The organism is Autumnicola patrickiae, assembly GCF_031846525.1.
GTDB classification, from domain to species: domain Bacteria; phylum Bacteroidota; class Bacteroidia; order Flavobacteriales; family Flavobacteriaceae; genus Autumnicola; species Autumnicola patrickiae.
In genome coordinates this window covers 1-14,111 of sequence record NZ_JAVRHM010000040.1, presented here as the reverse complement: position 1 = coordinate 14,111, position 14,111 = coordinate 1, and the positions used below count along the sequence as shown (strand labels likewise).

General features: G+C 37.3%; 10 protein-coding genes and 1 pseudogene. 5 read left to right on the top strand and 6 right to left on the bottom strand.

Annotated elements, in window-relative coordinates; all coding sequences use genetic code 11:
* Window positions 1-385, bottom strand: a 385-nt coding sequence (locus tag RM549_RS19060; protein ID WP_311687671.1) for an HYC_CC_PP family protein, incomplete at its 3' end; no start/stop codon positions are given.
* Between the two features lie 249 nt (window positions 386-634).
* Here RM549_RS19060 and RM549_RS19055 point away from each other — a divergent pair.
* Window positions 635-1,361: pseudogene (locus RM549_RS19055) on the top strand (IS1595 family transposase).
* Between the two features lie 149 nt (window positions 1,362-1,510).
* Here the strand turns inward: RM549_RS19055 and RM549_RS19050 are convergent.
* The 5 genes from RM549_RS19050 to RM549_RS19030 all read right to left on the bottom strand — a co-directional run bounded on the left by RM549_RS19050 (window position 1,511) and on the right by RM549_RS19030 (window position 6,438).
* Window positions 1,511-2,761 carry a hypothetical protein gene (locus RM549_RS19050; protein WP_311687669.1) on the bottom strand — a complete coding sequence of 417 codons (1,251 nt, stop codon included), beginning with the start codon at window positions 2,759-2,761 and terminating at the stop codon, window positions 1,511-1,513.
* A 107-nt stretch (window positions 2,762-2,868) separates the two neighbouring features.
* Complete coding sequence (locus RM549_RS19045; protein ID WP_311687667.1) at window positions 2,869-3,252, bottom strand: HYC_CC_PP family protein; 384 nt, start codon at window positions 3,250-3,252, stop codon at window positions 2,869-2,871.
* A gap of 425 nt (window positions 3,253-3,677) precedes the next feature.
* The gene (locus RM549_RS19040; RefSeq protein ID WP_311687665.1) at window positions 3,678-4,250 is read right to left on the bottom strand and encodes a DUF3347 domain-containing protein; all 573 of its coding nucleotides are present in this window, start codon (window positions 4,248-4,250) and stop codon (window positions 3,678-3,680) included.
* A 701-nt stretch (window positions 4,251-4,951) separates the two neighbouring features.
* Window positions 4,952-6,166 carry a phage integrase SAM-like domain-containing protein gene (locus RM549_RS19035; protein ID WP_311687664.1) on the bottom strand — a complete coding sequence of 405 codons (1,215 nt, stop codon included), beginning with the start codon at window positions 6,164-6,166 and terminating at the stop codon, window positions 4,952-4,954.
* Window positions 6,167-6,297: 131 nt separating this feature from the next.
* Window positions 6,298-6,438 (bottom strand): hypothetical protein, encoded by a 141-nt coding sequence (locus tag RM549_RS19030; RefSeq protein WP_311687662.1) that lies wholly within the window; start codon window positions 6,436-6,438, stop codon window positions 6,298-6,300.
* A 179-nt stretch (window positions 6,439-6,617) separates the two neighbouring features.
* Here RM549_RS19030 and RM549_RS19025 point away from each other — a divergent pair, with 179 nt between their 5' ends.
* The 4 genes from RM549_RS19025 to RM549_RS19010 form a co-directional block, all read left to right on the top strand.
* Window positions 6,618-7,850, top strand: a complete 1,233-nt coding sequence (locus RM549_RS19025) for a site-specific integrase (RefSeq protein ID WP_311687660.1) — start codon at window positions 6,618-6,620, stop codon at window positions 7,848-7,850.
* 592 nt (window positions 7,851-8,442) lie between these two features.
* Window positions 8,443-9,603, top strand: a complete 1,161-nt coding sequence (locus RM549_RS19020; protein WP_311687658.1) for a helix-turn-helix domain-containing protein — start codon at window positions 8,443-8,445, stop codon at window positions 9,601-9,603.
* Between the two features lie 179 nt (window positions 9,604-9,782).
* A complete protein-coding gene (locus RM549_RS19015; RefSeq protein ID WP_311687656.1) occupies window positions 9,783-10,334 on the top strand; it encodes a hypothetical protein in 552 nt (183 codons plus the stop codon).
* 479 nt (window positions 10,335-10,813) lie between these two features.
* Window positions 10,814-14,111: FG-GAP-like repeat-containing protein (locus RM549_RS19010; protein ID WP_311687654.1), on the top strand; the 3,298-nt coding region annotated here is incomplete at its 3' end.

The window sequence follows — 14,111 nt, the reverse complement described above, 5'->3', positions numbered from 1 at the left end:
GGTGAATATCCTGAACAAGTAAAGGTGAAGTGTAATACTGAAAAGGGGTAACTCGCTCTGTAGATTCAGCGAACAAACCAATATAAGAAAAAGTGAATGTGGCTATAAAAGCCACCTGTTCAAGGCCAAGGAGATTATTAACCTTTACTAACTCGTCCTGCCCTTGGATAAACGTCTGATGATTTTCACAACATACCTTAGCTACAATGGTATCCTCATCTCCATAATCATGGGACACCATTCCACAGTCTTCTGCGCTGGAGAATATTGCCAGGTCCATCAGCTCATCGCAGCAAAAATGTTTATCTATAGTAAAAGATACAGTGGATAGAAGCACCAAGGATGCTAAAAGAGAAGTTGATATTTTATACAGGATAGATTTCACAGTATTTTTTCTTTTACTCTTAAGTTGTTAGATTTTCTGCTGGATTATTGTAAAAAAGTTTTAAGTATATCTTATTTCCCAAAAATAGCAGGTTTATCACTTTAATAATATGATTAAAATCATATTTCCTTCTTTTTCTTAGATTATTTTACTAGCGTGAAACTCCATTGGTTAAGGGTAAAATTCTGACCTGACGATTAAAAAAATAGGCGGTAGTTTAGCCCAGCTATTATTTGTATATTGTACGGTATGAATATAGAAAACCTTAAAAGAAAAATTCTTTCGCTGCCCGCCCCAGAGCGTGAGCTGTTGCTGAAAGAAGTTGAAAGGGAGTCCGGAGACCCCGGCCTGGCCGGACGTGCCTCCCGCCGTCACGTACTGGACAATAAGATGGGGCATTGCCCGCACTGCTCCCACAAAAAATATGTGCGTTTTGGCACAGACAAAGGCGCGCAACGCTACAAGTGCAAATCTTGCCACAAGAGTGAACAAAGACCACGTGGCGGTCATTGCCACTCAAGACAGGAACTCCGTGGTAGATTTGAGCGTGGCCACACTTGGGCGCATCAAAAAAGCTGACATTGAAAGGGCCATAGGGAACCGGTTGAAAAAAGAGGACGCTATACTTTGCAGCGATGCCCACCACAGCTATAAAGGCTTTGCCAAAGACAAGGAAGTGGAATACCATTCAGTAAACGCCTCAAAGGGCCAGAGGGTCAAAGCAGGCCTATACCATATACAGCACGTGAATTCGACACACAACAGGATCAAAAAATGTATTGGTGCGACATTTTGGGGCGTATCGACCAAATACCTGCAACAATACTTAAATTGGCATAGGGTTAAAGAGCTAATCAAGTACCGTAGGGATAAGGCACAGGCTTTCGTTGAACGAACAATGAAGGATGTCGATGCCCTCACAAGGTTTGGACAGATACAGGAGAACTATGAAAGGTTAATATCAACGCAAAATTAAACTACAGCCAAAAAATAATAACAATAGATAAATTTTAAACTTCAGGATATGTTATTTTCAAAAACCTCACAGTTGTATTGAAAAGAAAAGTAAAGTGGAGAGCTTACACTAACGCCCTCCACTTTTAATAAATTAAGAATATTCCGACCTTAAAAACTTATTACAGCTTCAAGCACCAGGCCATTGAATTTTCCTCCATCAAACCTTGTACCCGGTACAAATCCGTTATATTCCTGATTAACATACTCCACTTTAGCAAGTATATTTTTGGTCATAAACCAACCTGCTGACAACTGGTATCTTGCGATATCAATATCATTCCCGGACTCCTCACCGTCCACAGTATTGTATCTTCCGGCCACGTAATAGTTTTCATCAGCCCCAAATCTATAAATAAGATCTCCGGCAAGTTGTGTAAAGATCCTTTCCTGTGCTTCGGTTGTACGTTTACCGGAAGCCCTTTCAAAAGTTCCGAAAAATTCCAGTCCTCCCATTTTAATAAAAGGGTTGATCATAAAAGCAGTCATCTCGTTCCCAAATCGTGGATTGTACCTACCGGAAGTGAATCCATGAACATCTGGTAACTCCATTACTTCATAATATCTCGACCCTGCACGATCACCCCCATACAAGGATACATTAGCATTTTTATTGGTATGGTAAACCGAGCCAGTTAATCTGAATCTAATGTTATTACTCAGTAATCCATCGTAACCTGCTTTCGCCAGAAAGGAAGGACCTGTTGCATCTGGATTTGTAACGCTTTGATTTAATTTGCCATTAGTCGCACCTAACATTCCAATAAATCCGTTGTTCCTATAGTAAACTTCTGCACCAACTTCTGTTGTAAATGAATCCATAATGTAATTCCCCACGAAAGGATTATATATAGCCTGGGCATTATCTGTTCGCCGGAAGTGAGCATCACCATAGTTGTTTTCCATATGTCCAATTTTGACAGTTACATTATTCATTAGACCTTCCATGAACCCGGTGCTTATAAAATCCAATTTATCGATCAAAATGTATCCACTTTTGACGTAAGGTTCATTATGGTGACGTGAAGACAAATAGGTTCTAAGATGCATACGCACCCCGTCATATAACTGAACATCAAGGTCCAGATTGGCTGTTGGCAAGTTGAAATTGCTTCCTATTGTTGACAGAGGAACAGTACCTGAATTTTCATGTTCCAGGGCCTGAAATTGAATTGTAGAGGCACCACCAATCCTTACTTCGACTCCTTCAAAAGTACTGATTGTATCCTTGGGTGCTTCAAAAGTATTTATGCCTCTTTTATCTGGTGCTCTAAAGTTGTCCAAATCCCGTTGCTGTGCCTGCATTTGGAAACCTAGAAGAACCACAAATAAGGTGCTCGAAAATAAAACTGAAGTTTTCATTGTAAATAATTTATAAATTAATATTAATAATATTAAATTTGAAAAAAGCGGAACCAAAATTCCTATGAATTAGGAGCTATTGGTTCGTTACGTGGTGTACAGAAGTTTTAAATTAAAAAGACTTCAAACAGTACCTGGTAATCTTTTTTTATCAAAGGAGGCTTGTAATAATAAGAGGAATTTTTTTCTCTTACTGGAAGAGGAGTGTAGATCCTAAAAATGTAAGGTACAGCATCTAAGAAAGATTCTAATTCGAATAAAGGTGAAAAATTTTTTAAATCCTTCTGAGCCTCTTTTTGAACACTTTTCTCAGAACAACAAGTTTCTTTAGAATTCTCTTCGTTTTCAACTGTTACGTGACCACTACAGCTTTTGGCTTTCTTATTAAGCACCAAGTCTTGCAGGCTACCACTACAGTAGTGGGCATCTAAACTAATTGTTGATGATGACAACAACACAAGTAGTGAAAGAAAGATAGATAGTAGTTTCATCAGTGACCAATACAGAATATAAACTGCTTTTTATTTGAAGTAAATCTACTATCTAACTCCGCCCTAAAATATGACTATCGTCATATTTAAAAGATTTTTAATCCATTCTTACTACTCAGAGTAAAGAATAACTTCAAGAATTTTTAAATTTAGTCACTGCTTTTGCTCCAGAAACATTAAAGAATCATCTAAAAATATAATTGAAAGAGGAATTAGGTTATAGCCTACACAATTACTTCCTAAAAATTAGAGACAATTAGGGTCTCCTCATTATGCTATATTTTACTGATTACCGATGGGCACAACTGGTCCACTATTTCCCCTCGGACAATTAGTATTGTCCAAGATTTAAAAATCTATGTGTTTGGGCTGTAATTAAACCCTGCCCGACCAGATAGCTATCCAGGCTGGCAGGTTATAATCATCTACTGAATACTATCGGCAACCCTTCCACAATCCAGCATTCTTTCGCCGATATATGGATTGCGTACTTCTTTGGAACTGGCAAACCAGTAATCTCCGACACCTCCAAAAGCCATTGGGCAGAATTGTTTGTAAATTTTGCCAGAAGTCAATTCCCCTTCGAGTATATCTTCCATAGTAGCTGATAAATCAGAAAAAGCAATTCTTTGTATGTTGAGATTTGCTGTTTTAGCTATTTCTTTTGAAGCTTCAAGGGCATTTTCAGCCTCTTTCATAGCTTGCAATGCATCTTTCAAATTTTTGGCAGCTTCCCGGGCTTCTGTAGGATTGGAGTTTACCAGTGCGGATTTTATTTCTAAATACCACCCATATACTGTTGCCATTTCTTCGTCTTCAAATTCAGGGTTTCCGGTTGCTTCGCCATCATCTAAATTTCCTGGAGCTCGTACTTCGCCACTCATTCGGCTATCATTTTGCATGGGCATGGTGGTGTCCTGTTCTTTCTTAGTTTCCCCGCAGGAGCTTAAACTCAATACCCCCACAACAGTTGAAAATATTATGAGTGAATTTTTCATTTTAATTAGATGAAATGGTTGCAGGCCAACCCTTTTTCCGGCATTGGTTTTAAAAATCTGTAATATTTCTCCGGATTTTCAGACGCTAACAAATTTCAGAAAGTTGATATAGTTTTTTGTTATATAATTTCCGCAAAACTTTACAAAATTTATTAAATCTTGTGAAGTAGATTATGATTTCCACATTATAACTTGCCCTTGCGCCAACTGTTGGATATTACCTTTACGCAAAAATGTAACTGATAAATAAAGAATTTAGTAGTGTTAGTAGTGAATGAACAATATCTAATTAAGTATTACCCATGGTAATATTAAGACCACAGGATTTGGAGATTAAACCGGTTTAATCGTATAGGGCATTAAAGTAAATCGGCATAGATCCGATTCAGATAAATATTCAGGGCAATTGATCTTTTGGCTCCCCAATTGACTCCATTTTTGAAAAAAAATTGTTCGTTGGAATTACCGAAGTAAGTACGGTGTTGAAACTTATATTTTGGGCATCAGAGTTGTAGGATCCCTCGGTATAAGCGGCTGGAGGGCCATTCTCTTAAAATCCTTACCAATAGAAGCAACCGTTACTTTACCCAGGGAATAGTAAATATAGCATCTCATCTAGCAGAATTTACGCACTAAACAGCCATGAGGATCAAAGGCATATTTTTCTGAGAGGACATGAATTATGTGGGGTCAAGCCTAAACTAAAAATTAATCACGCTATCCAAAGCATCATCTGCATCTCTATGTATAAAGTTAGATTGATAATTTATTGTGGTAATAATCGATGAATGTCTGTATAATTTTTGGAGCATATTAATTGGGATTTTATCTTCCGATATATTCCCAAATGTATGTCTAGCAATGTGCATAGTTACTTTTTTTGATATTTTGGCTTTATCAGCTACCGTTACCAAATATTTATTGAATTTCTTATTGGCTGTTTTTGTTTTAGCATAGACATCTTTTGCATCTTGTAAATTTGCCTTTTTCATTTCCGGAAATATAAAATCATCATCATTTTGTTTGCTGTCCTGATAGTATTCCAAAATCGGAAATATTTTGTCGGGGATTTTAAGGGATAACAGTTTTGAATTTTTATTCATACGATAATGGAGCCTTTCATCATAAATATCGCTCCAGCGAATCTTTAATACGTCAGCAACTCGAATTCCAGCAAAATAAAAACTAAAAAGCCAAACATTTCGAGCGTGAGTTTCGTTTTCGTTCAGATTTTCAACGGATTCAAGTTTTATGACCTCATTTCTGGTAAGACCTATTTTTTCGGTTTCAGGGAATTTAATTCGTATTTTATCTGAACCGAAGGGATAGAGTTTTCTATCTACTATATCCAATTTAATAGCTCTATTATAGATAGTCCTAATCACTATAAGATTATTTACTATTGACCTTTCTGATAGGCTGTGTTTTTTACGTAAGTAGATTTTAAATTTCCTTAAAAATTGTTCATCTATTTCCTGAAAGGTAAGCTGCTTTGATTTTGAAAAGTTCAATACGTGGTTAACACGAGCCTTATCGGTAGAGAGTCTTGACAATTTCTTATTTGCTTCTAGTTCATCAAGAAAATCTTTTGCAACCTCAAAGAAAGTAATAGATTCAGAAGAGGTGTACAGTTTCTGTTTTATTTGATTAGCTGATATATCCTTTTTCCCCGATTGCAAATCAATCAGCATCTTATTCGCTTCAGAGAGTTTAGTGGTCAGTAAGCCGTTGAGACTATCTGCATTCAGATGTGATTTCCTGACTCGGATATTTTTCTCATCCCAATCTTTTAAATTTATATAATGACCTATATAATGATAGTTTGAACGGCGATTCTTTGTAATACGAATCGCCAGGGGACACAGCCCTTCTTTATTGGGTTTTTTTCTAAGTACTATTTTTGCATTTGACGTCACATCTTTGATTTTAGAACTATAAAGATAATCATTTTTGGTACAACATAGGTACAACAAATTTTAAATTCAAACCATATTAAATGAAATTAATAAAAATTATATTTCTGTTAATCAATTGATTATAAGTATAATTAGTTTAATTTATCGTTAAATACGCTGGATTCAAAATCCAGTTTCTTCGGAAGTGCGGGTTCGATTCCCGCCTCGAGTACTTTTAAGACTTCAAATTGAATTAAAACCCCGTAAAACTCACTGTTTACGGGGTTTTTCATTTTTTACCATATCAAAGAAAACCATCTGAAATCAAATAAAAGGTGTCTAATTCGGTGGCACTTTAGGTGTCACTAAAAGTGCGCCCGAATTGAATGTAACCCATTGTTAAATAGTATTTTACGTATATTTATATACAAAAAAATGAAGTAAATTTATTTCTAAATTAAAGACTATTAGGATGCAAGATTTACTATCAGTACTATTTTATGTAAGGAAGAGTAAGCATGAAAATGCTGCTCATGCGACTGTATACCTGCGGATTACTTACGATGGAAAAAGAGCAGAGGTGAGCACAATGCGGAAAGTGCCCTTGGCTAAATGGAGCGCAAAGGCAAACAAAGTTAGTGGTTCTTCTATAGAAGCGAAACAGATCAATAGGAATTTAGATGTAATCAAAAACAGAGTCTATGAGATTTATCAAAAGCTCCTGGAAGGAAATGAGCATATAACAGCTACATTTATCAAGGATATTTATCTCGGGAACACAGATGATAAAAAATCAATACTGGAGATGTTTGAGGAACATAACAACAGGATGTCGAAACTTGTAGGTAAAGATTATTCCTTTCGTACCCTTCAAAGATATAGAACCACCCAAAAACACTTGTCTGCCTTCATTGGCTCCTCTTATAAAAGAAAAGATTACCCAGTAAAAGAGATTAATATGCAATTTATCAATGCATTTATCTATTACCTAAAGGCAGAGCTAAACCATTCCCACAATTCCGCTTTAAAATACCTCTCCTATCTTAAGAAGATCGTTAGAATGGCTTTTGCCAATGGCTGGATGGAAAAAGACCCCTTTTATAATTTTAAACTCAAAACCGAATCAATTGACCGGGAGTTCCTGACGAAAGAAGAAATCATCAAGATAATGGAAAAGGAGTTTTCTACTCCCAGAATAGAAAACGTCAGGAATATATTTCTTTTTTCCTGTAACACCGGATTATCATATTCAGATGTTGAAAAATTGACTGCGGATGATATAGTCAAAGGCATAGATGGTAGCCTATGGATTAAAATCAAAAGGACAAAAACAAAATCCCTGAGCAGCATTCCATTGCTTCCAATTGCACAGAAATTAATAGAGAAGTATAAAGATGTGGAAAATCCAAAGGGAACTTTATTTCCCGTCTATTCCAATCAACGTATGAACAGCTATTTAAAAGAAATAGCTGAACGTTGTGAAATTAAAAAGAACCTAACATTTCATATGGCCAGGCATACCTTCGCCACTACCGTTACACTTACCAACGGTGTACCTATAGAATCTGTAAGCAAGATGCTAGGCCATAGATCTTTAAAAACCACACAACATTATGCGAAAATTCTTGATGAGAAATTAAGTGAGGATATGAATTCTTTAAAGGAAAGAATTTCTACAGCTGAAAAAATGAGATCAGGAAAATAAAATATTCATAGGATTCTTGTTGTTCCCCCGCACCAGGTAACCCGCTTCCTTTTTCATACTCGAGCGATTAGCTATTAAGAAAGATATAAGTTCATTTCTGGTGGAATAGCAACTTATATCTGGCTTCCAACTTACGTCCTGACTACATCCCTCAGCGGTTTCCCACAGCTTTCTATTGCCCAGGAATTAAAAGAGAAGTATGAAGATGTGGAAAACCCCACGAAACTTTATTTTCCGCTTATTTCAATTAAAACATGAATAATTGTTTAAAAGAAATAGCGGATGGCTGCGATATTAAATTATTTTGAAGTCATATATTGCCAGACATTGGCCACAACCGATATTAATTTTTATTCCGACTGTGGACTCTAAATGAATAAGTTAAAAAAATATAGGAATAAATTTGTAAAAAATTATTCAATCTTTTTCTTTGTAGTCGGAGCTTTCAAAAGAAGATGGGAGATGATAGCTTGGAGAAACTTAATAGCAATTTTCAGCTCCTTTTAGTTTAAAACCATAATTTTGTTGTTATTGCCACCAAATTATTTCCGGTCGCTATTCTTTTAACAAATATAAAGTCTGCAGTTCTAATTTGATCAACATTCTCTTAATAGCATCCATCTTTGGCTTTGTGCTGTCGACTACATTATTTCTAAAAAAATCTACAAATACTACTGCAACTCGTATTCTAGGTAGCTTTTATTTTTTATTGTCGGTATATGCCTTCCAGGCCTATATTATAGACGGTGGCTATTTACAGCATTTCAGATGGTTTTTCCTTTGGCCATTATTACCGTATCATTTGATTTTTATTCCGATCTATTATTATTTCAAAGTCATATTAACAGATGAACTCAGGTGGCATAAAGCAGAATTAATCCTGTTTATCCCTTTTCTTTTAGGTTTAATAGATGTTACTTATGTTTATCTCCAACCAGAGAGTTTTTATGATAACATTATAGCCTCTACAATTTCATCACCACAAGAAAGATTGGGAGTTCATTACTGGCTCTTAGATCTCGATCAACATCTTCTTATGCGGCATATTTGGCAGTTAGGTGTTTTAGTGGTATTGCTACCTCAAATCAGAGACTTTATTAGAAAAGGAAAGAATGATGAATTAAAATCTATTCTTAATAAATGGCTAATTACATTTTGGGGAATCCTTGCACTAATGGCCATTTTAGCCATTATATATGCTTTAGAAAAAATGTTTCAGGAAAACTTATTTCACTCCTTAATAATTATTGGAAAAGATGGAGGAATCATAACCTTCTTTCTTTACATCGCGCTTTTCCTAATTGGGATTATACCCATTTATTTTCCCAGTATTCTGTACGGTTACCCACAGCAAACAAAACCTGCTCCAACCATTAAAACATCAGAACAACCTGAGGACCTCAAATTTGGACTTGATGAGCGGGAGGTTAACGCCAAATTAGAACGCTTAAAAGATAGTAAGTCTTATCTAAACCAGAGTTTTAGCCTTACCGAATGTGCCAGGGAACTGGAGATGCCTTCTCACCACATTTCTTATTTCCTCAAGCAACAGTACGAAATGAGTTTTGCAGCCTATAAAAATAGTTTGCGGATGGACCATGCGAAGAAACTTATTGAAAACGGATACCTGCAAAATAATACTATCGAAGCTTTGGCAGGGGAATGCGGATTCGCCAGCAGAACCTCTTTCAGCAAAGCTTTTAAAAGCGCAACAGATGTAAGTCCCAGTCAATATGCGCTCCCCAAAGATTAATTCTGATCTTTTGTTATTTGTATTCAGGCTGTAAAGTAGGTATCCAAATAGAATCTGAATACACTATAACTCTATTTCCCACTGTTTAATATCCATTTTATATTCTTTTTTGTAACTAATCTCTCAGAAAATACCACATCGCGCTGTGGAATCACTGAAGCAAATTTTAATTATAAAATGTGGCAGGAATAAACAACAAGGAAAAGAGAAAAGAGCAGCCGGCCGGGATTTCTGCACAACCCGAAAACAACCATCAGGAGATCATCAGTCATCCAGGATGGATGAGCCTCATAGTGTTTGGAGCTGTTATTTTATTACTAGGGCTGTTCTTCTTTTTGATTTCCACCTACATAAGCAGTAAGACATCCAGAGGCTTGGGAATTATGACAGGAACTTTGGTAATGAGGATATGTCTGGAGTTCGTACTGATAAGAAAGAAAAGATTTCCCGTAAATGAAGCCCCCAAGCATTATAAGCAGAAAATGACCATTTACTATGAAAATAGAAGATATATGCACTTCATTATTTCTCCATTGTTGTTGGCTGCCTACATCTATGGCTTCGCAATGCTGCTCTCTATTCTAAAGCAGGAGCTACTGGAGGAATTCTATATCTATTTAACCTATGCGTTATGGATTGTTTTCTTCGGATTAACAGTTCTGATTGGCCTACAACTGAGAAAGGAACTTAAGATCCTGAAATTATTAATTTCTGATAATAAAGTTTCTTAGTTCATCTCTTCAGAATTTATAAGGAATGGAGATATAGAGGGTTTAAAAAAATGAAAATCCATTCGTAATATTCCCATCTATACGCAAATGCAATTTTGCATTAGGCAATAGATCCAGGCAACTTTTCCATCCTACACCAAAATTTTTACAAAAAATAGCTTATAAAGGAAGCGTGCAAAAGAAGCTTTTAAATGACTACTCCCAAAATAAGATAACTGAAGCTTAGGCTTGAGAATTTGGTATTGCGAATCAGCATTGCTAATTATTCTCACCTAAAAATCCATCCTATTCCCTTTAATCCTCACATGTAAGCTGTTAGGCACGTATTCAAATCAAATCTGGACACCATTACACCTGCCTTTTATCCGGTTTTTAAGCAGTTTTAACGTTTTTTTGCATTTCATTTAACACTTCTTCTCTCTCTGTAATAGAAGGAAGAAGTGGAAATTATCAATGATGCCAAACAAATCTATTTCTACATGAAACAAAATTACGTTCCGAAAATTCTAATTTTCTTTATTTTATGCCTTGGAGGTAAAGTGGCCTATGCGCAAACTTTTGAGCAGGTTTTGCCTCCTCCTCCCGCCCCACAGATCCTTTCTAACTTTGAAGGAGTGCAGAACAGTTCCATAGCTTTTGCCGATGTAGATCGAGATGGGGACCAGGATGTTCTGATAACCGGCGGTTCTGGTGATATGAACGGGGGTACGATGGATGGCGAAGGAGCTAAAGCTATTCTCTATCTTAATGACGGCACAGGAAATTACACAGAGGACACAGGAACTCCATTTGAGGGAGTGCAAAATGGTTCTGTAGCTTTTGCCGATATAGATGGAGATGGAGACCAGGATGTGTTGATCACAGGTGGTACTGGTGGTGGAATGGATTCGACAATGGGTGGAGGTGAACCAATTGCCAGGCTCTATCTCAATGACGGTTACGGCAATTTTCAGGAACTTTTAAATACTCCTTTCGAAGCAGTGCAAAACAGTTCCATAGCTTTTGCCGATGTAGATGGAGATAATGACCAGGACGTGTTAATCACCGGAATGTCTGGTGATTATTATAACGGAGTTACTAGTTCCCAACTTTATCTCAATGATGGTAATGGGAACTATGCGAAAGACAACAATAATTTCTTTGATGGAGTGCAGTACGGCTCCATAGCTTTTGCCGATGTAGATGGAGATGGAAACCAGGATGTGCTAATCACAGGGATAGCGGGTAGTGAGTGGCAAGGAGCTCCCGTTTCTAAGCTTTATAAAAATGACGGCTTCGGCAATTTTATAGAAGACCTGAATACTTCTTTTACAGGAGTGGGGTTTAGTTCCATGGCATTTGCCGATGTAGATGGTGATGGTGACCAGGATGTCCTGATTACAGGCCGGGATAATTCCTATACTGGCACAGCAAAACTTTATAAAAATGATGGTGCCGGAAATTATTCAGAAGCCACTGGAGCTTATTTCGATGGAGTGCAAAATGGCTCCATAGCTTTTGCTGATGTAGATGGAGATGGAAACCATGATGTGCTAATTACAGGCATGGACAACTCCTATAACAGTATTGCTAAACTTTACAGGAATGAAGGCTTAGGTAATTACTCTGAAGATATTAATAATTCATTTGCAGGAGTGCAATATAGCTCCATATCTTTTGCAGATATAGATGGAGATAATGATAAAGATTTATTGATTACAGGCGCGGGTAACTCTCACAATCCCGTTGGCAAATTATATGTGAATATTGGTGCCGGGAATTATTTAGAACCCACAGGAATGTTTTTCACAGGTGTGCAGAATAGTTCTATAGCTTTTGCCGATATTGATGGAGATGGTGACCGGGATGTTTTGGTGACAGGCCGGGACGATTCCAATAAACCAATAGCCAAACTTTATAAAAATAATGGCTCCGGCAACTATTGGCAGGTCACAGGAACACCTTTTTTAGGAGTGTCTAATGGCTCTATAGCTTTCACTGATGTAGATGGAGATGGGGATCAGGATGTGTTGATCACCGGCGAGGATAAATCCTATAATTATATCGCTAAACTTTATAAAAACGACGGCTCCGGCAATTTTTCAGAAGTCACAAACACCCCGTTCACGGGAGTGCAAAATGGCTATATAGCTTTTGCTGATGTAGATAAAGATGGTGATCAGGATGTATTGATCACAGGTAGGTGGGGAAATTCTTCCTCCAATGTGAGCGCCAAGCTTTATAAGAATGATGGTGCCGGCAATTATTCAGAAGTTACAGGAACTCCTTTTATAGGAGTGCAACAAAGTTCCATCGCTTTTGCTGATGTAGATAAAGATGGTGATGAGGATGTATTGATCACTGGAAGGAGTAGCCAGTATTCCAATGTTATCGCCAAACTTTATAAGAATGACGGTTCTGGTAATTTTTCAGAAATAGCAGAAACTCCTTTCTTAGGAGTGTCTCAAGGCTCCATTGCTTTTGCTGATGTAGATGGAGATAATGACCAGGATCTTCTAATCACAGGCTATAGTTACTCTGAAAGAAAACCTATCGCCAAACTCTATAAAAATGATGGTGCTGGCAGTTACATAGAATCCACAGAAGCACCTTTTGAGGGAGTGCAAAATAGTTCGGTGGCTTTTGCTGATGTAGATGGAGATAGAGATCAGGATGTATTGATTGCAGGCTATAGTTATAACTCCAATGAAGCTATCGCCAAACTTTATAAGAATGATGGTATCGGTAATTACTCTGAAGTTTTAGGTCTCCCTTTCCCGGGAGTGCAATATGGTTCCCTCGCTTTTGCTGATATAGATAGGGATAACGATCAGGATGTACTTATTACTGGTTATGATGGCAGTGATCCAATCTCCATAATATATAGAAATACCAGTATCACAGCCACACCTCCTGTAGTAGATGAATCCGGACCGGTTGTGCAGACTTTTTCTCCGGCCCATCAAAATACAGATGTGCCTCTGCAACCCACTTTATCGGTCACCTTTGACGAAATGGTAGAGTTAAATTCAAGTGGAATCCTGACCTTAGAAGGCACTAATGGAGTGGTACAAACCTATGATCTTTCGGTTCAGGAAGACCGGGAGAAATTCACTCTTTCTGAAGATAAGTTGACCTTATCACTTAATATTTATGAGAATCTTCCTGCAAATACCACTCTTTCTGTGGGAATCAGTAACAGTTTTGTAAAAGATGAATCTGGTAACAGTAATGAGGCATTAGATGCAAGCAGTAATGCATGGACGTTTACTACAACTAGGCTGGGTCAAACCATTACTTTCACTGAAATTTCTGCGAAAACATACGGAGATCCTACTTTTACTCTTGGAGATGAAAAAACCAATCAGAATTTAGCGATAACTTATACTGCTCAGGATCCTGATGTCGTATTAATTTCCGTTAACAAAGCTACCATACTAAAAGCCGGAACTACTCAAATCACGGCCACGCAGGCAGGAGATGACGACCATTTTGCGGCTGCCCCTGTTACACAAACTTTAACTGTAAATAAAGCAGTAATCACTGTTGCGGCAGATGCGAAATCCAAGGTATATGGAGAAGAAGATCCGGAATTTACTTATTCGATTACCTCTGGAGATTTAATAGGAGACGATACTTTTTCAGGAGATCTCGCCCGTGAGACCGGGGAAAATGCAGGTGCTTATACTATTGAACAGGGAACCTTAATTTTAAGCAGCAATTACAATCTTACTTACAAAACTGCAGATTTCACTATTAACAAAGCTGAAGCGATAATTACTGCAGAAGCTATTCAGG

Bases quoted from the DNA above. Each gene is read 5' to 3' on its own strand.
- RM549_RS19050 (WP_311687669.1), bottom strand. From the start codon at position 2,761: ATGAAAACTTCAGTTTTATTTTCGAGCACCTTATTTGTGGTTCTTCTA.
- RM549_RS19045 (WP_311687667.1), bottom strand. From the start codon at position 3,252: ATGAAACTACTATCTATCTTTCTTTCACTACTTGTGTTGTTGTCATCA.
- RM549_RS19040 (WP_311687665.1), bottom strand. From the start codon at position 4,250: ATGAAAAATTCACTCATAATATTTTCAACTGTTGTGGGGGTATTGAGT.
- RM549_RS19030 (WP_311687662.1), bottom strand. From the start codon at position 6,438: ATGAAAAACCCCGTAAACAGTGAGTTTTACGGGGTTTTAATTCAATTT.
- RM549_RS19025 (WP_311687660.1), top strand. From the start codon at position 6,618: ATGCAAGATTTACTATCAGTACTATTTTATGTAAGGAAGAGTAAGCAT.